The organism is Kastovskya adunca, from assembly GCF_059505785.1.
This window is the reverse complement of record NZ_JCACLG010000046.1, coordinates 171,380-195,884: the sequence shown is the minus strand read 5'-3', so window position 1 is coordinate 195,884 and position 24,505 is coordinate 171,380. Positions and strand designations below refer to the sequence as shown.

26 protein-coding genes and 1 pseudogene are annotated in these 24,505 nt (G+C 47.2%); 16 read left to right on the top strand and 11 right to left on the bottom strand.

What is annotated here, in order from left to right; all coding sequences use genetic code 11:
• The first annotated feature begins 280 nt into the window (after positions 1-280).
• The 3 genes from AC5JR3_RS17865 (at position 281) to AC5JR3_RS17855 (ending at position 2,197) form a co-directional block, all read left to right on the top strand.
• A complete protein-coding gene (locus AC5JR3_RS17865) occupies positions 281-1,315 on the top strand; it encodes an RNA-guided endonuclease InsQ/TnpB family protein (protein ID WP_495847901.1) in 1,035 nt (344 codons plus the stop codon).
• Positions 1,316-1,429: 114 nt separating this feature from the next.
• On the top strand, positions 1,430-1,927 hold the full coding sequence (locus tag AC5JR3_RS17860; RefSeq protein ID WP_495847900.1) for a molybdenum cofactor biosynthesis protein MoaE: 498 nt from the start codon (positions 1,430-1,432) through the stop codon (positions 1,925-1,927).
• A 57-nt stretch (positions 1,928-1,984) separates the two neighbouring features.
• Positions 1,985-2,197, top strand: coding sequence for a hypothetical protein (locus tag AC5JR3_RS17855; RefSeq protein WP_495847899.1), 213 nt, complete (start codon positions 1,985-1,987; stop codon positions 2,195-2,197).
• A gap of 229 nt (positions 2,198-2,426) precedes the next feature.
• Here AC5JR3_RS17855 and AC5JR3_RS17850 read toward each other — a convergent pair whose 3' ends face one another.
• Both AC5JR3_RS17850 and AC5JR3_RS17845 read right to left on the bottom strand, forming a co-directional pair.
• Positions 2,427-3,893, bottom strand: coding sequence for a sensor histidine kinase (locus AC5JR3_RS17850; protein ID WP_495847898.1), 1,467 nt, complete (start codon positions 3,891-3,893; stop codon positions 2,427-2,429).
• 480 nt (positions 3,894-4,373) lie between these two features.
• Positions 4,374-4,991, bottom strand: a complete 618-nt coding sequence (locus tag AC5JR3_RS17845; RefSeq protein WP_495847897.1) for a class I SAM-dependent methyltransferase — start codon at positions 4,989-4,991, stop codon at positions 4,374-4,376.
• A gap of 248 nt (positions 4,992-5,239) precedes the next feature.
• Between AC5JR3_RS17845 and AC5JR3_RS17840 the strand changes: the two genes are divergently transcribed.
• The 3 genes from AC5JR3_RS17840 to uvsE all read left to right on the top strand — a co-directional run bounded on the left by AC5JR3_RS17840 (position 5,240) and on the right by uvsE (position 9,786).
• Positions 5,240-6,067, top strand: coding sequence for an aminotransferase class IV (locus tag AC5JR3_RS17840; protein WP_495847896.1), 828 nt, complete (start codon positions 5,240-5,242; stop codon positions 6,065-6,067).
• 351 nt (positions 6,068-6,418) lie between these two features.
• Positions 6,419-8,260: an ATP-dependent zinc metalloprotease FtsH3 gene (ftsH3, locus tag AC5JR3_RS17835; protein WP_495847895.1), complete on the top strand. Its 1,842-nt coding sequence runs from the start codon at positions 6,419-6,421 to the stop codon at positions 8,258-8,260.
• Positions 8,261-8,862: 602 nt separating this feature from the next.
• Complete coding sequence (gene uvsE, locus AC5JR3_RS17830; RefSeq protein ID WP_495847894.1) at positions 8,863-9,786, top strand: UV DNA damage repair endonuclease UvsE; 924 nt, start codon at positions 8,863-8,865, stop codon at positions 9,784-9,786.
• A gap of 121 nt (positions 9,787-9,907) precedes the next feature.
• Here the strand turns inward: uvsE and AC5JR3_RS17825 are convergent, their stop codons facing one another.
• On the bottom strand, positions 9,908-10,783 hold the full coding sequence (locus tag AC5JR3_RS17825) for a WecB/TagA/CpsF family glycosyltransferase (protein ID WP_495847893.1): 876 nt from the start codon (positions 10,781-10,783) through the stop codon (positions 9,908-9,910).
• Positions 10,780-11,997 carry a hypothetical protein gene (locus tag AC5JR3_RS17820; RefSeq protein WP_495847892.1) on the bottom strand — a complete coding sequence of 406 codons (1,218 nt, stop codon included), beginning with the start codon at positions 11,995-11,997 and terminating at the stop codon, positions 10,780-10,782. The genes AC5JR3_RS17825 and AC5JR3_RS17820 overlap by 4 nt, the downstream gene beginning before the upstream one ends.
• A 365-nt stretch (positions 11,998-12,362) precedes the next feature.
• Between AC5JR3_RS17820 and AC5JR3_RS17815 the strand changes: the two are divergent.
• A pseudogene (locus AC5JR3_RS17815) lies at positions 12,363-12,641 on the top strand (UbiD family decarboxylase); the annotation flags it as partial.
• Positions 12,642-12,703: 62 nt separating this feature from the next.
• Positions 12,704-13,486, top strand: a complete 783-nt coding sequence (locus tag AC5JR3_RS17810) for a DUF4058 family protein (protein ID WP_495847891.1) — start codon at positions 12,704-12,706, stop codon at positions 13,484-13,486.
• Between the two features lie 194 nt (positions 13,487-13,680).
• Here AC5JR3_RS17810 and aptA read toward each other — a convergent pair whose 3' ends face one another.
• Both aptA and AC5JR3_RS17800 read right to left on the bottom strand, forming a co-directional pair.
• On the bottom strand, positions 13,681-15,015 hold the full coding sequence (gene aptA / locus AC5JR3_RS17805) for an omega-aminotransferase AptA (protein WP_495847890.1): 1,335 nt from the start codon (positions 15,013-15,015) through the stop codon (positions 13,681-13,683).
• A 151-nt stretch (positions 15,016-15,166) separates the two neighbouring features.
• The gene (locus AC5JR3_RS17800; protein WP_495847889.1) at positions 15,167-16,870 is read right to left on the bottom strand and encodes an ABC-ATPase domain-containing protein; all 1,704 of its coding nucleotides are present in this window, start codon (positions 16,868-16,870) and stop codon (positions 15,167-15,169) included.
• A gap of 241 nt (positions 16,871-17,111) precedes the next feature.
• On the opposite strand from AC5JR3_RS17800, the gene AC5JR3_RS17795 reads away from it, so the two are divergent.
• The 5 genes from AC5JR3_RS17795 to AC5JR3_RS17775 all read left to right on the top strand — a co-directional run bounded on the left by AC5JR3_RS17795 (position 17,112) and on the right by AC5JR3_RS17775 (position 19,841).
• A complete protein-coding gene (locus AC5JR3_RS17795) occupies positions 17,112-17,792 on the top strand; it encodes a Uma2 family endonuclease (RefSeq protein WP_495847888.1) in 681 nt (226 codons plus the stop codon).
• A 208-nt stretch (positions 17,793-18,000) separates the two neighbouring features.
• Positions 18,001-18,585, top strand: coding sequence for a Uma2 family endonuclease (locus AC5JR3_RS17790; RefSeq protein ID WP_495847887.1), 585 nt, complete (start codon positions 18,001-18,003; stop codon positions 18,583-18,585).
• A gap of 89 nt (positions 18,586-18,674) precedes the next feature.
• A complete protein-coding gene (locus AC5JR3_RS17785; RefSeq protein ID WP_495847886.1) occupies positions 18,675-18,989 on the top strand; it encodes a DUF433 domain-containing protein in 315 nt (104 codons plus the stop codon).
• Positions 18,990-19,337: a DUF5615 family PIN-like protein gene (locus AC5JR3_RS17780; RefSeq protein WP_495847885.1), complete on the top strand. Its 348-nt coding sequence runs from the start codon at positions 18,990-18,992 to the stop codon at positions 19,335-19,337.
• 48 nt (positions 19,338-19,385) lie between these two features.
• A complete protein-coding gene (locus AC5JR3_RS17775; protein WP_495847884.1) occupies positions 19,386-19,841 on the top strand; it encodes a DUF29 domain-containing protein in 456 nt (151 codons plus the stop codon).
• A 163-nt stretch (positions 19,842-20,004) separates the two neighbouring features.
• On the opposite strand, the gene AC5JR3_RS17770 is transcribed toward AC5JR3_RS17775, so the two are convergent.
• Positions 20,005-20,301 (bottom strand): type II toxin-antitoxin system Phd/YefM family antitoxin, encoded by a 297-nt coding sequence (locus AC5JR3_RS17770; protein WP_495847883.1) that lies wholly within the window; start codon positions 20,299-20,301, stop codon positions 20,005-20,007.
• A gap of 352 nt (positions 20,302-20,653) precedes the next feature.
• On the opposite strand from AC5JR3_RS17770, the gene AC5JR3_RS17765 reads away from it, so the two are divergent.
• Entirely contained in the window at positions 20,654-21,604 is a 951-nt protein-coding gene (locus AC5JR3_RS17765; protein WP_495847882.1) for an endonuclease NucS domain-containing protein, read from the top strand.
• Between the two features lie 63 nt (positions 21,605-21,667).
• On the opposite strand, the gene AC5JR3_RS17760 is transcribed toward AC5JR3_RS17765, so the two are convergent.
• From AC5JR3_RS17760 to AC5JR3_RS17745, 4 genes are all read right to left on the bottom strand, one after another.
• Positions 21,668-21,790 (bottom strand): hypothetical protein, encoded by a 123-nt coding sequence (locus tag AC5JR3_RS17760; protein WP_495847881.1) that lies wholly within the window; start codon positions 21,788-21,790, stop codon positions 21,668-21,670.
• Between the two features lie 87 nt (positions 21,791-21,877).
• Positions 21,878-22,255, bottom strand: coding sequence for a type II toxin-antitoxin system HicB family antitoxin (locus AC5JR3_RS17755; protein WP_495847880.1), 378 nt, complete (start codon positions 22,253-22,255; stop codon positions 21,878-21,880).
• Positions 22,221-22,496: a type II toxin-antitoxin system HicA family toxin gene (locus AC5JR3_RS17750; protein ID WP_495847879.1), complete on the bottom strand. Its 276-nt coding sequence runs from the start codon at positions 22,494-22,496 to the stop codon at positions 22,221-22,223. The genes AC5JR3_RS17755 and AC5JR3_RS17750 overlap by 35 nt, the downstream gene beginning before the upstream one ends.
• Positions 22,497-22,688: 192 nt before the next feature.
• Positions 22,689-23,264 carry a DUF924 family protein gene (locus tag AC5JR3_RS17745; protein WP_495847878.1) on the bottom strand — a complete coding sequence of 192 codons (576 nt, stop codon included), beginning with the start codon at positions 23,262-23,264 and terminating at the stop codon, positions 22,689-22,691.
• 333 nt (positions 23,265-23,597) lie between these two features.
• Between AC5JR3_RS17745 and AC5JR3_RS17740 the strand changes: the two genes are divergently transcribed.
• Both AC5JR3_RS17740 and AC5JR3_RS17735 read left to right on the top strand, forming a co-directional pair.
• Positions 23,598-23,924, top strand: a complete 327-nt coding sequence (locus AC5JR3_RS17740; RefSeq protein ID WP_495847877.1) for a hypothetical protein — start codon at positions 23,598-23,600, stop codon at positions 23,922-23,924.
• Positions 23,925-23,939: 15 nt separating this feature from the next.
• Complete coding sequence (locus tag AC5JR3_RS17735; RefSeq protein ID WP_495847876.1) at positions 23,940-24,479, top strand: GIY-YIG nuclease family protein; 540 nt, start codon at positions 23,940-23,942, stop codon at positions 24,477-24,479.
• The last annotated feature ends 26 nt before the right edge of the window (positions 24,480-24,505 follow it).

Below are 24,505 nucleotides of genomic sequence, written 5' to 3'. Positions count from 1 at the left end.
GTACAATGCTGTAGGCTGGTGAATTGTCGTTGCAGCGATCGACTAAACCCACATTTGTTCATTCGCTGCTTCAGTTTTTGAACATCTACGTCTTTAGTTAGAGACGACGCTCTTCTTCCACTGTAAGAGCGAGATTTCATTTCGTGTATTTCAGCACTAATTTTCTTAGCTAACGAGGGGTTCGGGGAGCTATAATCCCCGCGCTCTACATGAAAGGTGAGCGTCGGGATACATGGACTCTCCGCGTGAGTCGTGCCGCTCGGTGCGGCTAAGACAAACAATGACTGAAGCCAAGAAAACGAATCTGGGATTGAAAGCCGTTCACTCGCAAGTACTTCAAGATGTCATTGGTAGGGTTGATACTGCTTTTGCCGCTATGAAGCAACGTGGACACGGTTTTCCTAGATTCAAAAAGTTTGGGCAATTCAAATCGTTTTTGTTTCCTCAGATTGGCAATGATGCCATTGAGGGGAATGAAATCAATCTGCCCAAGATTGGCAAAGTTGCTATCAACCTGCATCGCCCCATCCCCGATGGGTTTACCCTGAAAACAGCACGGCTCCTTCGCAAGGCTTCGGGATGGTATGTTGCTCTTGCTGTGCAGATGGATGTCAGTGTCCCTGATTCTATGCCGCAAGGTCATGCTGTTGGAGTTGATGTCGGGCTGGAGTATTTTCTGTCTACCTCTGATGGCGAACAGGTAAAACGTCCTCGCTTTTTCAATCAATTGCACCGCCAGCTGAAATTGCTGCAACGCCGATTAAATAATAAGCAAAAAGGCTCGTCCAACCGTCGCAAACTGAATCAGAAGATTGGCAGGTTGCACGAAAAGCTCGGTGAATGTAGACGCAATTTTCACTTTCAATTGGCACATCATCTTTGTGATCAAGCTGGGATGATATTTGTTGAAGCTCTCGACTTCCGCATTATGGCTAAAGGGATGTTGGGTAAACATACCCTTGATGCTGGTTTGGGGCAATTCGTTAATCAGATATTGCCTTGGGTGTGCTGGAAGCGGGATGTCTACTATGGAAAGGTTGACCCGAAGGGGACTAGCCAGGAATGCCCTGACTGCGGTGCTGTCGTCAAAAAGGATTTGAGTGTTCGGGTTCATTATTGTCCTGATTGTGGGTCAACTAAGCCCAGAGATATTGCTAGTGCTCAAGTGATACGAAATCGTGGACTTTCTGCGGTGGGACTCATCGTGGATGAAATTGCCTGTGGACGGGGGCTGTCGGGGGCATTGCCTAGACAAGACCGAGTGAAGCAGGAAACTCTCAGGAGCAATCTTGAGAAGCCCACGCTGTATGCGTAGTATCAGCGTCGGGAGTTGTCACTAAACTCTCTTTCCTCCATTGCTCTCCTAGTTTTGTTCTGTTAGATCGAACAAAATAGCACTTAGACGCTTTAATAGAGAAAACGCTAATCAATGAATTTAGGATTAACGACACCGCTCTGTGCACCGATTCAACCATCGAACGCTGATAGTCTCTCGATTACCTTGGCACCGCTATCTGTCGCTGAAGTTTACACACTAGCAGACGATCCAGCCAATGGAGCGGTGGTTGTGATGAGTGGTACGGTACGCAATCAAACGGCAGGAAAGCCTGTGGTTGCCTTGGAATACCAAGCTTACGAACCGATGGCAATGCAGGTATTTGCAGCGATCGCGGCGGAGATTCGCTCTACCTGGAAGGATGTCAATCGCGTTGTCATTCATCATCGGATCGGACGCTTGCAAATCGGAGAAATTAGCGTGCTCGTTGCTGTCGGCTGTCCCCATCGCCTTGAAGCCTTTGATGCCTGCAAGTATGCGATTGATACCCTCAAGCACAATGCGCCCATCTGGAAAAAAGAACATTCTAGCGATGGTTCCAGTAATTGGGTGAGTATTGGAGCCTGCGAACAGGCGGATGCAAAGTGCTAAGTTTCCCCATTCGTAGCGCCAGTGTCTCGCCTGGATTGGGGATAGGAGGAGCAATAGATGACAACTTGCAGAGCAATCGCTAGGCTCAAAATCGCCGTACTAACGGCTCAGAGCTTGAGAGAATATTACGCCTTGATGGAAGATTATAGCTATGAAGAATTTATGGAAGTCTACCACCAGTTGACTTTTGAGCAACAAGGGGAGATTGATGCCATTTGCGATCGCGACACGGCCATGCAATTAGCAGCTATTAATCTAATGGGTATCTAACCGCATATTTTCCGGTTGGGGAGAAAACAGTTAGTTCCTCTCCCCATCACCGCAACAGCAGACACGCTTAAGGAGAAACTTCAGTTAAAAACCGCTTCAACAAGCCGCCTGAGATCTTCCAATACTTGTTTTTCCCTGGGCGATCACCTTCACAGGAGGAGCGGATTTTTATTAAACCCATCTAAAACCCTTGGCACCCCTAGGTTACCAAAGTCTCCAGAAACTAACCTTACTTTGATTCGGCATTCGGTAAGGTGACGGTAAAGGTGCTACCTTCTCCGAGTTGCGATCGCACGCTGACTGTTCCTCCCATTCCCTCCACCAAGGTTTTCACAATTGATAAGCCCAAACCTGTGCCGCCTGTAGAACGGGCGCGGGTTTCGTCAACACGGTAGAAACGCTCAAAAATTCTCGTTTGTTGGGGTAAGGGGATACCCGTACCTTGATCGCAGACTTGAATCATTGCCCACTCACCCTGCTCCTTTAAGTTTAGGGTTACGGGATGATCGGGATGGGAATATTTCACCGCATTATCAATTAGATTCAGCAGCACTTGTTTGAGGCGATGAGCGTCGGCTTTGGCTGTGATTATCTGGCTCACGGATGACAGGGTTGGGATAGTCGATGCCACATTAATGACGCGATCGCTATATTGTCTTGCCATGCTGGCAACTTCCTCAACGAGGTCATTTAGCACCACAGGTTCTAGTTGAAAGTGCCTGTGACCACTATCTGCCCGTGCCAAATCGAGTAAATCTTTTAACAGGTGGATGGTACGCTCGGCTTCAGAGGCAGCAATTTCCAGGGCTTCTCGCTGGGGTTCTCGGAGGTTGTCTCCCCGGCGGAGAGTGCTTTGCAAATAGCCAGAAACGATCGTCAGCGGCGTGCGTAATTCGTGAGATACGTTGCTGACAAATTGCCGTTGCTGTTCCCAAGCCTCAAAAAGGCGAACCAGCATTTTGTCGAAGGTTTGGACGAGTTCTCTGACTTCACTAGGGGGATTATCCAGATGAATTCGCGCTTCTCCCAAATCTTCAGCGGAAATATTTTCTGTGAGTTGACTCATGCGTTGCAGGGGTTGGAGCGATCGCTGAATATAAATGGCGATCGCGATCGTCATTCCTGCAATCGCCAGCAAACTAGCAAACCCTAACGTTCGCACCAGGCTAAAAAACATCACCTGATCGTTAGTAATATCCTGAGCAACATAGAGCATTCCCAAATTTTCCCCCTCGACTTGCAAGGGAGTGGCACATAGCACCCAGTAGCGTCCGTTGAGCAGTTGTACTTGAGGCGGAAAGGGCTTTTGGGGTAAAGATAGCAACGGCGTTGCTTCAGCCCCGGCGCTCAACCTCAGCGATCGCGCCCCAACCCTGCCATCTGGATGCCGCACCCACAATAATGTATTAACGTTTGTCAGATTAGCGATCGCCCTTGGCACCCCACTTTCCAACGACATCATATCGCTGTAGATTTCTACATCTGTTGGGAAGCGATCGGCAATATATTCAACAGTTTGCTTATGAGTCGCCACCAAGATTTGCTGCATCTTCCAGCTTGTCCAGAAAGCAACCCCCCCTAATCCCACAGCCGAGACAGCCGCCACTCCCACAGTCAACCGCACCCGTAGTGAAGAAGGGTCAACCTGCTGTAAAGCCTTACCCATTGCTTGCCGCAAATACTGGGAAAATTTCATTGATGGGAAACTTAGAACGGGTTACAATCAGTTAATTTTGAGTTTAACGAAAGATTCTGAGAGTTTCCTGATCAGCTATTTTGTATCTAATTTACAGACCTTTACTAATAAGTATGGCATGTAAATAATTAAAGGTTTATTGTAAATTCCTGGAGATCCCCCTCGGAGATCCCCCTCCCGTCCCCCTTAAAAAGGGGGAAGCTAGATGTTGCTTCGCCTTTGATATCACGGGGGACTTTCAAGAGATTTTGTTCCCCCCTTTTTAAGGGGGGCTAGGGGGGATCTATCCAATCGTTAGGCAATCTAGCCAGTTAGCATTACTTTAGAAACAGTCTCTTAGCCCTATTCATAAAATCTAATCCTTGACTACGAATCAATTTAAAAACATTTACACCGAACCCAATACTTTGATTTATTACCCCCTACTTATTTTAAATGGTTATTTAATTTAGAGTCACAGCGGCTGCTCAAGAATTAGGATTAGAGATTTTTAGTAGCAACGCCTTTATACATGTAACCCACAACTTTTGAACCAATGGGAGCATAAAACTCTTCTAACTTGACAATTTTTAAGTTGTTTTCCACCAGTTGCTTAATATTTCGATTGAGATGACAACCATCAGCTATTACCTTTTGAATTGGGGTTAAGCGGTTTTGCCATACCTGGATTTTGGGTTCATTACTCAGTCCATGCTCAATGAAATAGAACTTACCACCGGGCTTGAGCACTCGATGAATTTCTTTAAGAGCCTGCTCTACTTTGGCGATGCTGCACAATGTCCAGGTGCTTACCACGCTATCAAAGCTGTTGTCAGCCATGGGTAGATTCTCACCATTCAGGACGCGATTATCTACCTGTATTGAAGAAGATTGAATCCGTTTTGTGGCGATTGAGCTCATGCCAGGATTGGCATCAATCGTGATGATTTTTTCAACAGTTTTGGGATAATGAGGTAAATTCAACCCGGTTCCAAAGCCAATTTCTAAAACTTCCCCAGATACCTCAGCTAAGACTTCTTCACGATACTGGCTAAGAGTGGAATCTGACATCGCCCAGTCTAGGCAACGGGGGAGAATAACGTTTGAATAGAAACCCATAGTACAGTTCTTTTAAATTAGCTGTGTAGTTGGCAATGATGATAGATTACAAGATGCGAAGTAGGACGAAGCCAATAATTAGAGATTTGTAGTCAGGGGGTTGGCTTTATTTTGAGGAATTTAGCCCTCACTACGAACTAATTTAAGACAGTTGACGACAGATAAACTTCCTACAAATGATTGATTCTGAGTAAAGGTAGCATCAATGTCTGGCGGCGAATTACTTAACAGGTGATGATATTAGGCGGGTGTCAAAATTGTTGTTTTGGTATGATGGTCAGCTTCTTCAAGGTAATAGTTTAGAACTAGCACTTAATGACCCTGGCTTGCTTTACGGTGCCACGGTATTTACAACGCTGCGTGTCTATCACCAGTCTTTAGAGCATCCGTTGACGAACTGGACAGCCCATGGCGATCGCCTCTATTCCAGCTTACAAACTTTTGGTTGGCAGTTGCCTGATTGGGAACGAGTCCGACAAGGGGCAGAAAACTTGCTGGCGTCTTACCCAGTGCTGAGAATTACCCTGTTTCCTGACGGACGCGAGTGGATTACAGGGCGTGGCTTACCCGCCAACTTAGCCGAACGTCAGCAACAAGGGATAACGGCGTGGCTAGGCGATGCACCAGAATTTATTCGTTCTCTTCCCGGACACAAGACGGGAAACTATTTACCCGCTTGGCTGGCTCTGCAAAAAGCCCAGCAACTAGGGGCGACGGAAGCGATTTTAGTCGATGAATCTGGAAATTGGGTGGAGACGAGTACGGGTAATCTTTGGGGCTATCAGCAGGGTAGTTGGTGGACACCACCCTTAGCCGCAGGCATCTTACCAGGAGTGGCGCGATCGCAAATCATCAACTGGCTCAATGATCATCAACCTGTGCAAGAGGAGGTTTGGGATAGGGAGTTGGTGAGAAACTTTGAAGCGATCGCCTACACAAACAGCGTCGTAGAAGTCATCCCCATCCATACAGTAATCACAACCACCACTCCCCTCACCTACAACTCCCAGCACGGGAGTCTAGAATTTTTGCGGAGTTTGTATAAAGCAGAAAATTATAGTCGTTTCTTCCACTGAGCTTTGCCATGGTTGATCTCAAAACCTGGCTTCTACAAAGCATCACAACCCAACTTCGATGAAGTGATATGAGACTGTTCTGCAAGCTGCTGATGAAAGCTAATCTCATGCTTTTGAGTGCCGAAAGAGCTTGACTGTCGTTACTATCCGTCGCCTTCCCCTTTCTTGTTGAGGGCATCCTTCTATTGCCTCCCCTGCTTCCCCCAGTTCCAGTCCTGTAGGTAAGATTAAATTAAGAGGACTAACTTCTCTCCAGCGACAGTGTGTCAATACATCCTGAGAGACGTTAACATTAGTTAATAATAGAAGAAACATCCTAGGACATCCCCATCCTAAAGTTAGGAGAAAAGAGTGAATAATAAGAAGTGGAGAAATGCTGGGCTATACGCATTACTAGCGATAGTCGTTGTTGCACTAGCAACAGCATTTCTAGACAAACAGCCCCAAAGTCGGGAGACTTGGAAATACAGCCAACTGATTCAGGAAGTTCAATCTGGCAGAGTTGAAAACGTCAAGCTGAGTGCTGACCGCAGCAGAGCCCTCGCTACGGTTCAAGACGGTACCCAGGTCATTGTTAACCTGCCCAACGACCCGCAGCTGATCAACATCCTGAGTACCAACAATGTTGACATATCCGTTCTACCCCAGAGCGATGACAGCTTCTGGTTTAGAGCCTTAAGCAGCCTCTTCTTACCCGTGCTGCTTTTGGTCGGATTGTTCTTTCTCCTCCGACGCGCCCAAAATGGCCCTGGCTCCCAAGCCATGAACTTTGGTAAGTCCAAAGCCAGAGTGCAAATGGAACCACAAACTCAAGTAACCTTTGGGGATGTTGCCGGAATCGAGCAAGCGAAGCTAGAACTCAACGAAGTTGTTGACTTCCTGAAAAACGCCGACCGCTTCACCGCAATTGGTGCCAAGATTCCTAAGGGTGTACTGTTAGTTGGCCCTCCGGGAACAGGTAAAACCCTCCTAGCGCGTGCTGTTGCAGGAGAAGCAGGAGTGCCGTTTTTCTCCATCTCTGGCTCAGAATTCGTGGAAATGTTCGTGGGTGTCGGTGCTTCTCGCGTGCGCGACTTGTTCGAGCAAGCCAAGAGCAATGCTCCCTGTATCGTATTTATCGATGAAATTGACGCCGTTGGTCGTCAGCGCGGTGCTGGCTTAGGGGGCGGTAACGACGAGCGCGAGCAAACCCTCAACCAGTTGCTCACGGAAATGGACGGCTTTGAAGGCAATACTGGCATCATCATTATTGCCGCTACTAACCGCCCCGACGTTTTGGATTCTGCCCTGCTGCGTCCCGGTCGTTTTGACCGTCAAGTGGTCGTCGATCGCCCTGATTATGCTGGACGTAGTGAAATCCTCAACGTCCACGCTCGCGGTAAAACCCTGTCAAAAGACGTTGATTTGGAAAAAATCGCCCGTCGTACCCCTGGTTTTACTGGAGCCGACTTAGCTAACTTGCTGAACGAAGCGGCAATTCTAGCCGCCCGTCGTAACCTCACCGAAATTTCAATGGACGAAGTCAACGACGCCATCGACCGCGTGTTGGCAGGGCCAGAGAAGAAAGACCGGGTGATGAGCGAGAAGCGCAAGACCCTAGTTGCATACCACGAAGCGGGTCACGCCTTGGTGGGTGCTTTGATGCCCGACTACGACCCCGTGCAGAAAATCAGTATCATTCCTCGCGGTCGTGCAGGTGGTTTGACTTGGTTCACACCCAGCGAAGACCGGATGGATTCTGGCTTGTACTCCCGCTCTTACCTGCAAAATCAAATGGCAGTTGCCTTGGGCGGTCGCCTTGCAGAAGAAATCATCTTCGGTGAAGAAGAAGTCACCACTGGTGCTTCTAACGACTTGCAGCAAGTAACCCGCGTTGCTCGTCAGATGGTGACTCGCTTTGGCATGAGCGATCGCCTTGGCCCGATTGCCCTCGGACGGCAGAACGGCAACATGTTCATGGGTCGGGAAATTGCTTCTGACCGCGACTTCTCCGATACCACCGCGTCTGCTATCGATGCCGAAGTCCGCAAGCTCGTCGATGAAGCCTATCTACGCGCCAAAGATGTGTTGGTCAGCAACAAGCACATCCTCGACAAACTCTCGGTAATGCTGATTGAGAAAGAAACCGTTGATGCTGAGGAACTGCAAGAGCTACTGGCAAACAACGATATCAAAATGGCAGCGATCGCCTAGTCTCAAAACACTTCTAATTGGTTAATTCCTTGAAGGACAGCACATTAATCTGCTGTCCTTTTTTTTCAGCAGCTCTCAGTCAGAAACCTGTACTCTAGGCAAACGAGAACCCCTATATTTTCAATTGAGATCGGAATGGCACTGACTCCAGAAAATTCCTCACAACCGATCAAACCTTGTGCAGGGGGTCTGGGGGAGGCACTCATCCCAAGCGTGGGGGATTGGGGGGATTGGGGGGAAGCCCCCCAAACTGGGTTTTTCTCAAGAACAACTATTTTTCCCTCAAGTCAGTAACCTTCAATTGAGATGGACAGGACTGACGCCAGTAATTTGTATCCCCGCTATAGGTGGGGTCTTAAACCAAAATGCGTCACTAGACCTCTTGCAAAAATGTACCAGACCCCTCCCCAACCCTCCCCTTAGTAAGGGGAGGGGGCAAGATTTCAAGTCTCCCTCCTTACTAAGGGGGGTCTATTCGACTTATGCAAGAGGTCTACTCATGATGGACGCAAATAATTAAAAGCCTTAAAGAGTCACTCTCACGGCGGGTGCCGTGCTGGGAGACTTTGATCACAATGAAACTGTAGTAACCCGTGGTCAATATGAGTCCGAGCAGCAGTACACCTCATTTGGGGTTAGTCTGCATCACCACCTCCAAAGAGGTACGCTTTCGCACTTTGACGCGAAAGCGGTTGTTGCAGTTTACCGAAATACAGCAAGCCCAAATGCTACGGGAACTGTACGCTGATAACCTACGACGCCTGAATCTGGCAATTGATTTTTGCGTTGCCAATAATATTCAGCTTTATCGGATTCCTTCTGGCTTATTTCCCTTCGCAGATATCGAATTAGGAAGAAGTGTATTAGAGGAACTGAATGAGGAGTTATTGCATACTGGCGATCGCGCTTCTCAAGTTCCCTTGCGTATGGTTGTGCATCCCGATCAGTTTGTTGTCCTGAGTTCCGATAAACCAGAAGTCGTCGCCAATAGCATCAAAATATTAGAAATGCAGGCGATGATTATGGATAAACTCGCCTTACCGCGATCGCCTTGGGCAATTATCGAGATTCATGGTGGTAAAAGCGATCGCGCCGCACAACTCATTCAGGTAATCCGCAACCTACCCGATAACATTCGCACCCGACTAGCACTGGAAAATGACGAATACGCCTACAGTGCCAATGAGATTTTAGCGATTTGTCGTGAAGCTGGGGTGCCGATGGTTTTTGATGCCCACCACCACGTTATTCACGAAGCCTTAGATAGTTACGAACACCCCAGCATTGCAGAAATTCTGGCGGCGGCGCGGACAACCTGGTCAGTTCCCCAATGGCAGTTAGTGCATATTTCTAATGGGCGGGAATCCTTTGGAGACAGACATCATAGCGATTTGATTGCAACTATGCCCAGTGCCTACACCGATGCGCCTTGGATTGAGATTGAAGCCAAACTTAAACAAGAGGCGATCGCGAAATTACGAGCCGAATGGTTGCCAACCCTCCTTCCCATCCCAGCCTCGGTGTAGAGCCGCGATCAAAAAAGTGGGCAATGCCCACCTCTTCAAATCACTATTGCCAGAAAAAAATGTTACTTTTTATCGAGAGCGATCGTAGCCGCGATCGCTCAACTGGTCTGAGTTCCCCAACTCAAGACTTGACTTTCGCAAACCTGTCTTTGTAAGCCAGGTGACTTTGCTCCGGACGATGATCTCTAAAACTCGTCCGGAGCATTTCTACTAGTAACCGATAAATAAACTCTGAATTAGTCGTTAGGTAACGTTTCCAGAGGCGTTGCGGTTCCTGAAGTAGTCGGTAAAACCACTCCAGCCCAACTTTCTGCATCCAGCGTGGCGCACGTTTCTTCCTCCCGGTAATCACTTCAAAACTGCCACCAACGGCGAGTGCCAGATTAACCCCCAACTCCGACCAATACTGATCCAGAAAGTATTCCTGTCTCGGTACTCCCATCCCTACTAGGAGAACTTGTGCGCCACTCTCGCGGATTGCCCGAACCCGTGCAGGCGCTTCCGTTTCTGAGAAATAGCCATCGGCAACGCCGCAGATTTTTAGCAGAGGATACTTCGCCTTGAGCTTCGTGGCAGTTGCTTCGATCACCTCTTGAGTTGCGCCCATTAGGTAGACTTTAAACTGCTTCTGTTCAGCTCGTTTGGCTAGAGCATCCACCAAATCAACACCCGTTACCCGCTCCGGTAAAGGGCGAGAAAGTAACCGCGACGCCCAAACGAGTGGTTGACCATCCGCTACAATCAACGCGGCTTGATCGACAAACTGTTGTAGCCGGGTATCAGAAGCCATCATCATTAAAATGGCAACGTTGACAGTGCAGATATATCCTCGACGACCGGACAGGATTAAACGAGTTGCCCAATCCACCGTTTCTTTTGTCGTAATCTCGTCAAAACTGCTGTTGAGAATTTGCACCCGCTCAATCCTGTCATCCAAAACAGCATCGGCGTTTGTTCTAGAGTCAACCCGGCGATTTAAAACTTGTACTTGAGTCATGGTAGTGCCCTAATTAGCGTTAACATGCCGTCAATAAAGAATTTGGTTGCCCAGTTGGGATAGGACAACCGCGTGTATCTGCCCCAAATAGGCTGCGAACCTTTGATGCCGCCCCGGATGTTGGCGTTAGTAGTGTGAATGTCTTGGCAAGACATCACATAACGGAGGCTAGCGGCGGCAGCATCGTAATAACGCTGCTCCTTTGTGTGTTGAAAAAGCTGAAGCCAAACGATCGCCATTTGGCAGTTACCAGTTAGGCAGCAGTAGCGCCCTTGAGCTTTGCCACTGGGGTCAATCTGACCGGGAATGAAGCCATCAGAACGCAGATGTCCCAGCATTGCTTCAGCACCCGCGATCGCTCCATCGAGATATTTCTGCTCTTTCAGCAGCAAGCCCGATTCCCAAAGACCTCGAATCGCGTAGACAATGTTATGGGTAAAGGGAGCAGCCCCCGTAGTAAAGGCACATTGCTCAAACCATCCATTGCATTGCTGGCTCAATGCCCAGTCCAAATTTGTCCGTGCTACCCGCTCCCGTTCTGCATTGGGGCTGATGGCGTGTAACTGCAACAACGCCCAGGCAACACGGGTGTTGTAGACATGGGGAATGCCTAAATGCGTGTTACGCGTCCACCGTCCGGAGGCATCCGCAACTTCAACGAGCCAGTCTCCCGCTCTCTCCGCTGCCTCTAGAAAACACGGATCTTGCGTCTCCGTATAAGCACGGACTAGCCCCAACAAATCCTGACCCGTATCAAACACAATTCCCTCGGAACCATAGCGGGGGTCAGAAAAAGAGCCGTCGGCATTTTGCATTTGGCACAGCCATTTGCAAACCATTACTGCCCGTTGCCAAGCATCCTCGTCCTGCAACTGTTTCGCCAGATCAAAGAACGTCACCGCAATATAGCCAGATGTCTCGCGGTAAGAGGCTCGCCACCCACCTTTAAGGGAATATCCCCAACTCACACCCTCGTCAGGGCTAAGATTGTGGGCTTGCTTGAGCCAGCTAATGGCAGCCTCTAAATGCTCTTGGGGTTCACCTAAAGCTGGCGTTCCCAGAAACAAATCTTTGGCAACAATTCCAGCAAAGGATGTCAGTAAAGTCAGTTGCTTGTTGTCTGAAGGCTTGACTTTCTGGAATACAAAACTAGTCGATGATTCCGCAGCAACAATTGCCTGGGAACGAGGTACATTCCTAGGTAAAACTTTCATGATTTATGACTTATGTAGTTGTAGGAAAACTGATTAGATCCAGTTTTTTATTAGGAAATCGCTAAATAAAAGCAGATCTTTACGTACTTCAAAATTGAAGACGCTAAAAAATAAATTGCTTTTAGCAAGCTTGTTAGCTTACTAAATCGCTTATTAAGAGCTGTTATTTACGAAAACCGCGTAAGAATGGATTTTGTCCCCGCTCTTACTAAATTTAAAACTTGAATTTCATACCCAGTACAATACTCCATTTGGCATAAATACTGTCAATTCACAAAACTTAGCTTCATCTAATCTTTAAATACTGAGTATATTAACTGAGGAAATTATCAAGTTTTGATGAAGTAAAAAAATCTACGGAACATTTGTGCGCGATCGCCCTTAACCGCATCTATACCCCCATCCTGCGGCAACAAGTCCCAGAAATTGTAGACTTCTTCCTGCCCATGGAAGCCCTCAGCTACAAAGCGGCAATTATCTCCATTGACAAAGCCTATCCCGGACAAGCCCGTCGTGCTGCCCTCGCTTTTTGGAGTGCGTTGCCCCAATTTACTTACACCAAGTTTGTAATTGTGGTGGATAAAGACATCAATATCCGCGCTCCGCGTCAGGTGGTGTGGGCAATTTCTTCCAAAGTTGACCCTAATTTGTTTGGCTACGATGTGAAGTAGAACTCCAGATGGATAAGACTTGAGGCGATATGATTATGCCTTCTCCATTTCCGGGAATGAATCCCTATTTAGAACATCCTGACTTTTGGTCGGGAGTACATCACTTGCTAATTAGTGAGATTTTGAGAACATTAGCTCCTCAACTGCGTCCTAAATACATAGTTGCAGTTGAGGTGCGAATTTATGAAACCAGCGGAGAAGATTCGCTGCTTGTCGGTATTCCCGACGTGGTGGTACAACGCCCGCTAACGGCAACAAATCCCAAAACAAATGTTACTGTCGCTGCACCGCCATCGCAACCTTTGAAAGTAACAGTTCCCATACCGGAAACGGTCAAGCAGGGATATTTAGAAATCCGAGAGGTGGAAACAAAAGAAGTCGTAACAGCAATAGAAATTCTCTCTCCCGTCAACAAACGCTCTGGGGAAGGACGCAAAGCCTATGAGAAAAAACGTCAGAAAGTCTTGGGGAGTTCGACGCATTTACTGGAGATCGACCTCCTACGAAGTGGGAAGCCCATGCCATTTTTTAGTAATGGGATTCAAAGCGATTACCGGATTTTAGTTTGTCGGAGCGATCGCCGTCCTATAGCCGATTTATACGCTTTTAACTTACAACATACAATTCCTAAGTTCTCCCTACCTTTGAAGTCAGAAGATGTCGAACCCGTTCTAGATTTGCAGGCGTTATTGAATAACATGTATGACGTAGCGGGTTACGAGATGCGGATAGATTACACCCGCGAACCAGTGCCAGCGTTATCAGAAACTGATGCGGCTTGGGCTGATGCTTTGTTGCGGGAGCAGGGGTTACGATGAGCGAAGGACGTAACTGTATTTCGATACGCGATCGCAGCGGCAAGTATAAAACCAACCGTCTCTACACGTTTGTGCGGATAATGAAGCGCTGAGGTTTGACTACCCCGGTGCTTAGTGCGGTTCGTTAAAAATCGCCTCAGCCCTGACAGATTTCGGACATTGCAGACAACTTCTCAAGAAAGCAACCGATGCACTTAATTCAGCGTCCGTAACACCCCAGCCAGAATCTCAAACATTTGGTCAATTTGCTCTTTCTGGACAATCAACGGTGGCGAGAGGGCAATGATATCCCCTGTTGTGCGGATCAGTAGCCCATTGTCGTAGCAACGCTGGAGACATTCAGCACCCCGGAAACCCGGTTTACCAGGAAACGCCTCTAGTTCAATTCCCGCAACTAAACCAAGATTGCGAAGATCGATGACGTGGGGTAAGCCTTTGAGAGAATGCACACCATCTTCCCAATAGCTAGATAAATCGCGAGCACGAGCAAACAAATCCTCTTCCTTGTAAATGTTGAGGGTTGCTATTGCCGCCGCACAAGCAAGGGGATGACCAGAATAGGTGTAACCGTGGGATAGCTCAATTGCTCCTTCTGGGGCATTCATAAATGCGTCATAAATCCCTTCCCGACAAAATACCGCCCCCATCGGCACCGCCGCATTCGTTAAACCCTTAGCGACTGTCACCAAATCCGGCATTACCCCAAAGTATTCTGTGGCAAAGCTGGCTCCCAAACGCCCAAACCCGGTGATGACTTCATCGAAAATTAGCAAAATGCCGTACTTGTCGCAAATTTCCCGCAGGCGTTCTAGGTAGCCTACCGGGGGAATCAGTACCCCTGTCGAACCCGCTACAGGTTCGACAATTACCGCCGCAATGGTTGAGGCATCGTGCAACGCAACTAGGCGTTCCAACTCATCGGCAAGATGCGCCCCCCATTGCGGTTGTCCGCGAGTAAAGGCGTTGTGTTCTAAGTTATGGGTGTGGGGAAGATGATCGACGCCTGCCAACAAACTGCCGAAGTACTTGCGATTGTTAGCAATCCCGCCCACAGAAATGCCGCCAAAGCCGACGCCGTGATAGCCCCGTTCTCGCCCAATCAGTCGCTGTCGCGTGCCTTCACCGCGAACATGATGATAAGCGATCGCAATCTTTAAGGCTGTCTCTACCGCTTCCGAACCAGAATTGGCAAAAAAGACGTGGTCAAAATTCCCCGGCATCATGGGCAGCAAGCGTTCTGCCAACTCAAACGGCCCTGGATGCCCCATCTGAAACGTCGGGGCAAAGTCCAGATTCGCGGCTTGTTTGTGAATTGCCTCGACAATTTGAGGGCGACAATGCCCTGCATTGGCACACCACAATCCCGCTGTTCCATCCAGGATTTGCCGACCATCCGCCGTGGTGTAGTGCATATCCTGCGCCGCAACTAGCAAGCGGGGCTTTGCTTTGAACTGCCGATTGGCAGTAAAGGGCATCCAGAAGGCTTCGAGATTGGATTGCACGGGTTTTGCTCCCTTAAGCGCGATCATGTGCTTATTATCCTCCAGGTGAGTACGCGATCGCGCTTTAAACTTGAGTTCCCATCCGAGCCGATCCGAACAGGACTTACGTATTTTCTGGCTTAGAACACCACTTATAAGGGCATAGCACTGCCATGCCCTGACTGCAACAATCCCTGAGTTAGCGAACTTCGAGAGTACGAAGGCGGTTGAGGGCAGCCGCAAACTCAAAACGACGAAATCGCACTAAATCTCCTTCAGGAAAGCGGGTAAGGATATCTAACCCCTCAGAATCGATATCTGCAATGAGGCGATCAAGAACTTCTGGTAGGGTACGCTTGCCGTTGATGTATTGCTGCTTGGCATAAACAATCGCCTCCGCGATCGCCCGTAATTGTCCCGCCTCAGCAACTTGTTCCACCGCCGACAGATCGATATCTTCGCTGCCAAAGACAACCTGATCCACATCCCGGACTTTCAACTTCACCTCTCGCTTTCCCCGACTCGGATCGATACTTTCGGGTAATGGCACGCGGGGAGTAATTTGCCCAAACTGCTTCCCGCCTTCAGCGATGCGTTGGGTGGCATATTGTTGGGCGATCGCTTTGGCATCTTCCGTCACCTCGCTGGATTGAAAATTCTCCATCGCGATTACCGTATCGGCAACATCAAAGTAATCGCCACTCCCCCCCATGACTAGGATGGTGGAAACCCCGTAGTCCTTGTATAGCTGCCGCACCTTGTCAATGAAGGGGGTAATTGGTTCCTTGTCCTTAGCGATGAGTTGTTGCATCCGGCGATCGCGAATCATAAAATTAGTGGCGGCGGTATCCTCATCCACTAGCAATACTTGAGTTCCCGCTTCCAACGCTTCAATAATATTTGCCGCCTGAGAGGTGCTACCACTAGCATTAGGAGTGGAAAAGTTACTAGTAGAACGACCTTGGGGAAGCTGATTGATAAACGGCGAGATATCCACCCCGACAATACTGCGTCCATCTTCGGCGCGAATCTTCATCGTTGCCGCGTCAGTCACCACCAACTCCCGCCCATCACCGGGAATGTGGCTATAAACGCCTAACTCAATTGCTCTGAGCAAGGTTGACTTACCATGATAGCCACCGCCAACAATCAAGGTAATTCCTGCTGGTACTCCCATCCCCCTAACTAAACCGCGATTGGGACAGGTAAACTCCACGCGTAAGGAGTCGGGTGACTCAAACGGTACAGCATCTGTTTCTAACGGGCGATCGTCCACTCCACTGCGGCGAGGTAAGATTGCCCCATCGGGAATAAATGCCACTAATCCCCGTGACCTTAACTGCTGCCGCAGCCAGTCTGCATCCTCAACCGTTTCAACGTGATGCTGAATCGCTATTGGGTCAAGCTGTGAGTATTTTAGCGATCGCCCGACAATTTCCGGGATATCTTCACACAGCATCTCTGCCGCCTGACGCCCTAAAATTTGCCTCCCCCTCGCAGGTAATCCCACCACAAATCGCACTTCCACAGATTCCCCATTCACCCCACATGCAGTGCGTTCCAGCACCGTTTGCCCCACAGAGGTAATGGCAATTAACCCACTCCTACCCGTTCCCCGACGACTGCTAGTTTGTCTGGCTACCTGAGCAAACTGCCGCGTTAGGTAATCTCGCAGCGCAATTTCCCGGCTGTGGGTTTGATAAAGCTGAGGAGGAAAACCCGCAACTAACTGCGACATCTGCACCCGGAAATGACTGGGAGAAGCGAACGTATCGCCCTGAACACGAGCGATAATTAGGGTAAATTCTGGGAAATTGTAGCGACCTTGAATGGCTTTGTAGGCTTTGTACCCGCGACCATCCAGTTGTAGAAGTTGTTGGTAGAGATTTTCTTTGTCAGACATAACAAATAACGTTTGACCTCTTCTTAGCCACCTCAATCATGATTGTTCTTGTGGCGTCTTAGAATTTCGTAGTTAGGCGAAGCCGTAACCGACTAAACAAAAATTGCTGTTTTAATACAGTCATTCTCTATTGATTATTAACAAGCTTCGCGCTCAATAACGTAAATTTCTTAAGCTCATCTTGACAGGGCTAGCTAATTAGAGGCTGACATAATAGACAGTAACGCTAAAATCTGCAACTATGACAGCTATTACTCCCGCAGCCAAACAGTCCCAACTCTTATACCCCAGTAGTGACGGCGAACCCGTGGCAGAAACTTTTGTTCATCTCTACGCCTTACTGACAACTCTAGAAGTTTTGAGGCAATATCTGAAGGGTCGTCAGGCAACAGTTTTAGGTAATCAGTTTCTGTACTACGCTCAGGGTTTTCCTAAGTTGCGAGTTGCTCCGGATGTGATGGTGATTTTTGATGTTGAGCTTGGAGGAAGGGACAATTACAAAATCTGGGAAGAAGGTCAAGTACCTGTTGTAATTTTTGAGATGACTTCCGCAGGAACGCAAGGGCAAGATATAAGTTTCAAAAAAACCTTGTACGAGCAATTAGAGGTTCAGGAATACTGGCTATTTGACCCCAAAGGGGAGTGGATAGAAGAACGATTGCGGGGCTATCGTCTCCGGGGAGAGAGCTATGAGCCGATTACAGATAGTCGGAGCGAACCGTTACAGCTACGCTTGGCTGTGGAGGGGGAACTGATTAGTTTTACCCGCGAGGATACGGGCGAGAAGTTGTTGATTCCGGAGGAGTTGGTGGAGGCTCTTCAGGAAGAAGCTACGGCTCGGAAGCAAGCCGAGGAGCGAGCAGAACAAGCTGAGGCTCTATTGGCTCGTTATCGAGAACGTTTTGGAGAATTGCCTGAGTAAATTCGTTTAGAGTGCGATCGCTTTTTGGTCATCCCAACTGCATTTGAAACTAAGTGCCGCAATGCTTGTTAAAGTTAGGTCACAGCCTACTAAACTAAATGCGGGAAGGAGGCAATCTATAAATTAATGCCGAGATCCACCGTACCAGATGTGACTGGATTGCTAGACCAATAGCGATTGAACATATTCTTCCCACTGGGGTGATTCAATGACTGTTAGCAACAACCAATTCTACATCTCTCCAAAAGATTACTTAGAGGGAGAACTAGTTAGCCCGATCAAACACGAGTATAGACGCGGACATGTCTATGCAATGGTTGGGGCAAAGAAACCTCATATTGTTATTGCAAGTAATTTAATAATACTTTTGGGTAATCACTTCAATGATAGCCCTTGCCTTGTTCTTACCTCAGATATTAAAGTCAGACTTGAGGAAGCGAACTGCTATTATTATCCAGATGTTGTTGTCACCTGTGATGAGCGAGATACAAACTCTACAGAAGATTTCATTCTCTACCCCTCTTTAATTATTGAGGTGCTATCTCCCTCAACAGCAGCATTTGATAGAGGAGAAAAATTTGCTGATTATCAAACTTTGTCATCTTTACGGGAATATGTGTTGATTAATCAATCTCAGATGAGTGTTGAGTGTTTTTGCTTGTCTGAGTCAGAAGGTTGGGTTTCTAAAACTTATGAAACAGGAGATAAAGTTTACTTCGATAGTATAGATTTCCGGTGCGATATTGCGGCGATTTATCGCAAAGTTCCGGGAGTTGGGAAGGGTGATGCTTAAAGAACTTGTAATTAGGTGAATAGTTAAGGAAAGCGAATACCCAACAGACTTGTTATTCTAGGCTTCAGTAGGGATTCAAAACCAATGCCATGACATCAGGAGTAATTTATCCTCATATAGAGAAAGCAGAAGGTCAACCCGCAAGGTTACAACGGATACCGCGTGTGCGCGTTGCTCAGATTGTCATGGATTATTTGGCTTATGGTTGGTCAGTTGAAGAAATGTGCCGACAGCATCCTTACCTGACGCTATCAGAAGCTCATGCGGCGATGGTGTATTACTTCGATCGCCAAGATGAGATTGACAATGAAATTCGCCTGGAATGGGAGCAAGCGCAACAGGCAAAATCTCAAGCATCGCCAACTCCATTCTTTGTGCGGATGAAGGCAAGAGGGCTGTTGTAAGTGGCGATCGCGCTCTATATGGATGTTCATGTACCTCAAGCTATTACGGATCAGTTGCGTCGTCGTGGTGTAGACGTTCTCACTGCAATTGAAGACAATTCAGCCGAGTTAACTGATGAGGCACTTTTGGAACGCACTAGTTCGCTGGGTCGAGTTTTGTTCACTCAGGATATCCGCTTTAAAGCACTGGCTGAAGATTGGCAGCGTCAGGAACGACCGTTTGCGGGTTTGATATTTGGACACCAGTTAGGAGGTACGATTGGGCAGTTTGTCAAGGATTTGGAACTGATTGCTCTCGCCTCAGAACCTGAGGAATGGCTCAATGTGGTTGAGTACCTGCCTTTTTAGGCGATCGCTCTTTCTCTCAAACTCTCTCTACTAAATCATTTGATGAGAATGCATATATCTCACCTCTATGAAACAGATTTTTATGGCTGGACTCAAGAGCAGGTAACTCTGCTCAAAGCTCAGCAGTGGGAGCAATTAGACACACTCAACCTGATTGAGGAAATTGAATCGTTGGGCAGGAAAGAGCGACAAGAGCTGAGAAATCGGCTGGGAGTATTGTTAGGACACCTGCTGAAATGGCAATTTCAACCTGACAAACGCAGCAATAGTTGGTTGGGTACAATTCGAGAACAACGGGTTCAGATTAGATTACTTTTGCAGGATAGTCCTAGTTTGAAGTCCTATCTTAATGAGGTTTTCCTCGCTGCTTACGAACTCGGCTTAGCTTTGGCGATTCGAGAGACTCAGTTGGGCGAACAGGTTTTTCCAGAAGAATGTCCCTACACTCCAGAGCAAGTGATGAATCCTGAATTCCTACCGGAGTCGAATCAGGTTGATGGTTAAGGAGAGCGATCGCTCTTTAGATAGTGCCAAAGGCAATTGTGCTTCCGATCGCACTTCAGGACTCGTTTAGAGCGATCGAAATAACCTTGATCTTCGTTACACGATGCATGGGTTTACTGGGTTTCTCAGTCGTTATCAATGAAAGTACGCTTCATGCAATGTTCTAGCCGTTTTCGCCTCGACGTTCAGCCACTTCCCGATTGACTTCATCCCAATCTAGAAGCGGTTCACCAGTAGCAACAATCTGCTGACGAATTCGAGAGAGTTTCCTGCCCAAAGGGGTTTGCCCTACTTCTACTCTGTTAGCTGAGAGCAAACGCTCGTACTCAGCGATAGAAAGCATGACAACCTGAGGCTTCCCTTCAGATTCGATAATCAGAGGCTGCTGCTGTTCAACAACCTGCTGGATCAATTCACTAATGTGGTTACCAACTTCTGTTGCGTCAATTGCTCGTGACATTGCTAACTTCCTGATTGCTCTGTTCTCAAGGTTAACTTGTTGGAATGGCGGAGCGATCGTGTTGGAGCTTTACAAAGGCGATCGCTCTTAAGGCATCATTCGGATGATAGGCGGACTAAGCCGTATTGTAGGGTGGCGATTCCTTACGGGATAGCTACGCTTCACGCTCTTTAGTTGTGCCAACGGCATCGGAAATAAGTTCCGCAATGCTCTGCTAAAGTTGGGTTTACAGCCTCCCGAACTAGATGTAGGAAGGGGGCGATTGTGACTGTAACGACAAACAGACTAACCTTAAACCGTGCGATCGCGCCTTGGTCGTAAGGTAGCTATTTGCTGAAACAAGGAGATAATAATGCTGAGTGGTGCAGCCTTAAGGAAGACAGGGTCGGGATGGGAATTTTCAAGCGAAGCAGCTTTGGAAGATTTCGTCTGGGCTAATTTGAAGCAGCTACTAGGGTTGGTTCCCCTAAAGCGACAATACTCTGTCAAAGGCGAAGTCTGCGACATTTTAGCAATTGATAACAATCAGAAATTAGTTGTAATTGAGCTGAAAAATGCTGAAGATCGCTATCTTGTTCAGCAACTAACTCGTTATTATGACAACTTGCTAGAGGGAAAACCCTTCAAGGAACAATTGGATTATGAAAAACCTGTTCGTCTAGTGGCAGTTGCACCAAGTTTTCATAAGCATAATTTGATAGATCGTAAATACAACAAGCTTGAATTAGATTTTTTACATTTAGGAGTTTTTAAGAAGGATAATTTTTATTTGCAATTAAATAATATAGATACAGAACAAGTTTATTCAATAGAAATTCCCTATCGTGAGATAGACTTTAATAATATTAATGAAGGTGTACTAACTCCTCCTAGATTACTCCTAGATTGGTTAGGTTCGTGTACAGTTAGCGAGGAAGAAGGAATTCTCAAAATTCGACAGCAGATACTTGCCTTTGATAACCTTATGCAAGAAATAACGGAGTCTAAGAGTATAAAGTATGGAAGAGGAAAGACAAAGTTATGTGCAGAGTTAGTTTTTGAAAGAAAGTCGAAAAAGCTTATACTATTCCTCTGGTTACCCATTCCTAAGCGTAAGACAAAAGCTGTTGGTAGGATGCAAGTAGGTAATGTTGATACTGAGTGGAATGTTTATTGGGCATTCGGTCATGTTCCAAAAGGAATTGGCAAAATGGAGATAGGACGCACGACATTGTATTTCTTATATGAAGGAGGCAAACAAGTTGGCGGTTATATAGACGATCTGGTATCTGAAGCTCTAGAAACGTGGAGAAATAGGCTTTAAGGCAAGTTGAAGTAAATACTTACAGAGGATCGCAATCGCCCCCTATCCACGGGTGCAAAAGGCTCAAGCCAAAAGTCTCTCAACCAATACCTGAATATCTAGAAATGCTAACGGCACAATTGCCCCTTCATAAATAATTTGTTGTGTAGCGTACTGACCATTTTGCGGCTCTCGCAATACAATCATTCGCCTAGCAGATAAATCTAAATTCTATAGTCCTTAGCAGTACGAAAAGTGATAAGCGGAGCCACGCTGTAGGCTTATCGCGCCGCTTCATCCCCTACTCAACACAGACACAATGTACTGATTGAGACTCACATTTTCTCCGTCAGCCTTTTCCGCCAAACGACGATGCAGAGATTTCGGCATCCGCAGGAGTAGTTTACCGCTGTAAGAATCATCAGTACTGGGTAAAGGAATTTCATCTCCAGCTTCATAAGCTGTCTCAATCCACAACTCCCGCGCCTCCTGAATGTTTGCGATCGCCTCATCCAACGTTTCACCTTGAGTTAAACATCCAGGCAAGTCTTTAATTTGAGCCACATATCCCCCCTCTCGGTCGGGGTAAAGTGTTACTGGATACTGAAGGTTCAAGTAATACTCCAGTGGTTGCTTCTCAATCTGCTTGTTCTTCTGATTCAGTGTTGTCATCGCTCCATTCTTCCAAGTTCAATAGTTCAACAATTTGCTGGACATAAACTCCTTTAACTTTCTGTCCGCCTTTTTTGGGTACAGTGACTTTTCTACCTTGTGAATCTCGAAAACTATGGTGGCTACCCTTAGACCTTTTTTCTTCAAAGCCAAAAGCTTCCAATAGATAGCGCACGTCTTCAAACCGCACTTCCGGCGGTTGGTTGAGGAATTGCTCTATTAATTTCCTTAATTTGCCCATCCGGGAATAGTATCACGGATAGTATCATAGCAATATTCCAATCGCTCCATCCTCCTCGAAAGTCACTCCCCCAAAGCCGAAGCAGCACGAAAAGCGCTAAGCGAAGCTATGCCGTAGGCTTATCGCTCTTTCCCTACAATATGAAAGCGATCGCTACTCATAACTATTGATAAGAATGCACGCATCTCATCTCTAAAACGACGAACCTGGCTGCTTGAGAAACTCCACTTCTTCTGGAGTACTTTCCCTCCCCAAAATCTTGTTGCGATGGGGAAAGCGTCCGAAACGCTCAATTACTGCCCTATGTCGCTTGCTGTAGTCTAGGGTTTCGGCATTGTCGGGATTGTCAGGTAGTTGGCTAAATAACTCAACGGCTTGGTGCTGATGCTCTAGGTTCTCGCTATGCTCAAAGGGTAGGTAGATAAACCAGCGCTGTACTGGTAGCAGTTCCTTGTCGAAGCCTTGGGCGACGGCGTGTTGGGCGGCGGCGAGGGCTTGCGGATCGGTGACAAAGGCTTTGGCTGTACCGCGAAACATATTGCGGGGGAACTGATCGAGGAGGATAATTAGCGCTAAACAGCTAAGAGGGGAGTCTTTCCAGTCGTCTAGTTGTCCTGATGCGGCTTGTTCGTAGTCGCTTAAGAAACGCGATCGCACTTCTTCATCAAACTCGGCACTTTTGGTAAACCAGAACTGACGCCGCTTGCCATATTCCTCTGACTCAGGGGAACCAAACCAGAAGTTTAAAATCTCGGTAACGCGTGACATCTGTTTCTCCTTTTGGGGTTTAGCTTGTGGTGCAAAGTCTATTCTTTTTTATAAACCACAGAGGACGCAGAGGCACAGAGAAGAGAGGTTAGGAGACTTGAGGGTTCGTAGTAGGGGCTTCAGCGCCGCCAAACCTATTATGTCAGTACTCTTCCAGTTAAGAGGTTTTTTGCCTCGAAGGTTAGACTTTTGTTGAGTCTGATTCCTAGTTACAAAATTGCCAGACTAAACTGCTACAAGTTGTTACCATGACGGCTTCTGCTTTGGTAAGAGCTAGGTACCTCAGGTATAATCACCCCTGTTGTCAACTACGCTCCACCCGTTTTATTAAGCATGGCTAGATTAAAAATCGTTAATAGTTTTGACAGTGATTTTGTTCTTGACCCAGAAGCTAGAGAAAACTTATTTACTTTGTTAAAAAGTGAAGGCTTCTTGAGCCAAATAGCCGGACAAGCTAAATGTCAAACTGTGGAATTTACAGAGTTACTTTTTCAACCGATTCCCTACACAACGGCAACTCCCAAAGGGATGCCAGCAGAATTTGAGCAGTATCACGAATCTGATGATTATGCGATCATTAACGTGCCACCGAACTTTATGTTCAAAGCAAAAGTTTTCAACCCCAGCCGACTTTGCGCCATTTATAAGATCGTTAACTAGAATATTTATTTACCAATGTCTACTGAAACAGAAATTAAACCTCTTCAAACTTTAGACTATATCCCGTACCTAAATGAGGACGGTGAATTACCGGAACAACTGCTGGGGAAAATTGGGATTTATGCGATTTTTGATCGTCAGCAAGTCCTACAATTTGTTGGCTATTCTCGCGATATTTATCTCAGCATCAAACAGCATCTTGTGCGTCAGCCCAACAGTTGTTACTGGCTAAAAGTACAAACCATTGATCGCCCCAATCGCACTTTATTAGAAGGCGTGCGGGAAGCGTGGATTCGCGATAATGGTGATGTTCCTCCGGGTAATGGGGCGGATGAAGCAGCTTGGACTCAACCGATAGATGCAAAACCGACAATGACGGAGGAGGAACGCTCAAGCTATAACAACGGTGATGAGTTGATGCAAATCAAGCTGTTGAAAAAAGTGGCTCGACGCGTGGAAGCGGAAATTGTAGAGCAGCTAAAGGAACGGGGCGTACAAACGGAAATTCGCTTCAACCCGAAGCTTAAGGAAAATGGCTTGCTGGACTTGAAATAATTAGCTAACATCCTATTTGCTTTATT

Excerpts from the sequence above, each read along its gene's own strand:
- AC5JR3_RS17745 (WP_495847878.1), bottom strand. The coding sequence starts at position 23,264 with ATGTCACGCGTTACCGAGATTTTAAACTTCTGGTTTGGTTCCCCTGAG.
- uvsE (WP_495847894.1), top strand. The coding sequence starts at position 8,863 with ATGAGTCCGAGCAGCAGTACACCTCATTTGGGGTTAGTCTGCATCACC.
- AC5JR3_RS17820 (WP_495847892.1), bottom strand. The coding sequence starts at position 11,997 with ATGAAAGTTTTACCTAGGAATGTACCTCGTTCCCAGGCAATTGTTGCT.
- AC5JR3_RS17740 (WP_495847877.1), top strand. The coding sequence starts at position 23,598 with ATGGCTAGATTAAAAATCGTTAATAGTTTTGACAGTGATTTTGTTCTT.
- AC5JR3_RS17770 (WP_495847883.1), bottom strand. The coding sequence starts at position 20,301 with ATGTCACGAGCAATTGACGCAACAGAAGTTGGTAACCACATTAGTGAA.
- AC5JR3_RS17825 (WP_495847893.1), bottom strand. The coding sequence starts at position 10,783 with ATGACTCAAGTACAAGTTTTAAATCGCCGGGTTGACTCTAGAACAAAC.
- AC5JR3_RS17775 (WP_495847884.1), top strand. The coding sequence starts at position 19,386 with ATGCATATATCTCACCTCTATGAAACAGATTTTTATGGCTGGACTCAA.
- AC5JR3_RS17850 (WP_495847898.1), bottom strand. The coding sequence starts at position 3,893 with ATGAAATTTTCCCAGTATTTGCGGCAAGCAATGGGTAAGGCTTTACAG.
- AC5JR3_RS17790 (WP_495847887.1), top strand. The coding sequence starts at position 18,001 with ATGACTGTTAGCAACAACCAATTCTACATCTCTCCAAAAGATTACTTA.
- AC5JR3_RS17760 (WP_495847881.1), bottom strand. The coding sequence starts at position 21,790 with ATGATTGTATTGCGAGAGCCGCAAAATGGTCAGTACGCTACACAACAA.
- AC5JR3_RS17865 (WP_495847901.1), top strand. The coding sequence starts at position 281 with ATGACTGAAGCCAAGAAAACGAATCTGGGATTGAAAGCCGTTCACTCG.
- AC5JR3_RS17735 (WP_495847876.1), top strand. The coding sequence starts at position 23,940 with ATGTCTACTGAAACAGAAATTAAACCTCTTCAAACTTTAGACTATATC.
- AC5JR3_RS17755 (WP_495847880.1), bottom strand. The coding sequence starts at position 22,255 with ATGACAACACTGAATCAGAAGAACAAGCAGATTGAGAAGCAACCACTG.
- AC5JR3_RS17845 (WP_495847897.1), bottom strand. The coding sequence starts at position 4,991 with ATGGGTTTCTATTCAAACGTTATTCTCCCCCGTTGCCTAGACTGGGCG.
- AC5JR3_RS17860 (WP_495847900.1), top strand. The coding sequence starts at position 1,430 with ATGAATTTAGGATTAACGACACCGCTCTGTGCACCGATTCAACCATCG.
- AC5JR3_RS17765 (WP_495847882.1), top strand. The coding sequence starts at position 20,654 with ATGCTGAGTGGTGCAGCCTTAAGGAAGACAGGGTCGGGATGGGAATTT.
- AC5JR3_RS17785 (WP_495847886.1), top strand. The coding sequence starts at position 18,675 with ATGACATCAGGAGTAATTTATCCTCATATAGAGAAAGCAGAAGGTCAA.
- aptA (WP_495847890.1), bottom strand. The coding sequence starts at position 15,015 with ATGATCGCGCTTAAGGGAGCAAAACCCGTGCAATCCAATCTCGAAGCC.
- AC5JR3_RS17800 (WP_495847889.1), bottom strand. The coding sequence starts at position 16,870 with ATGTCTGACAAAGAAAATCTCTACCAACAACTTCTACAACTGGATGGT.
- AC5JR3_RS17750 (WP_495847879.1), bottom strand. The coding sequence starts at position 22,496 with ATGGGCAAATTAAGGAAATTAATAGAGCAATTCCTCAACCAACCGCCG.
- AC5JR3_RS17855 (WP_495847899.1), top strand. The coding sequence starts at position 1,985 with ATGACAACTTGCAGAGCAATCGCTAGGCTCAAAATCGCCGTACTAACG.
- AC5JR3_RS17795 (WP_495847888.1), top strand. The coding sequence starts at position 17,112 with ATGACAGCTATTACTCCCGCAGCCAAACAGTCCCAACTCTTATACCCC.
- AC5JR3_RS17810 (WP_495847891.1), top strand. The coding sequence starts at position 12,704 with ATGCCTTCTCCATTTCCGGGAATGAATCCCTATTTAGAACATCCTGAC.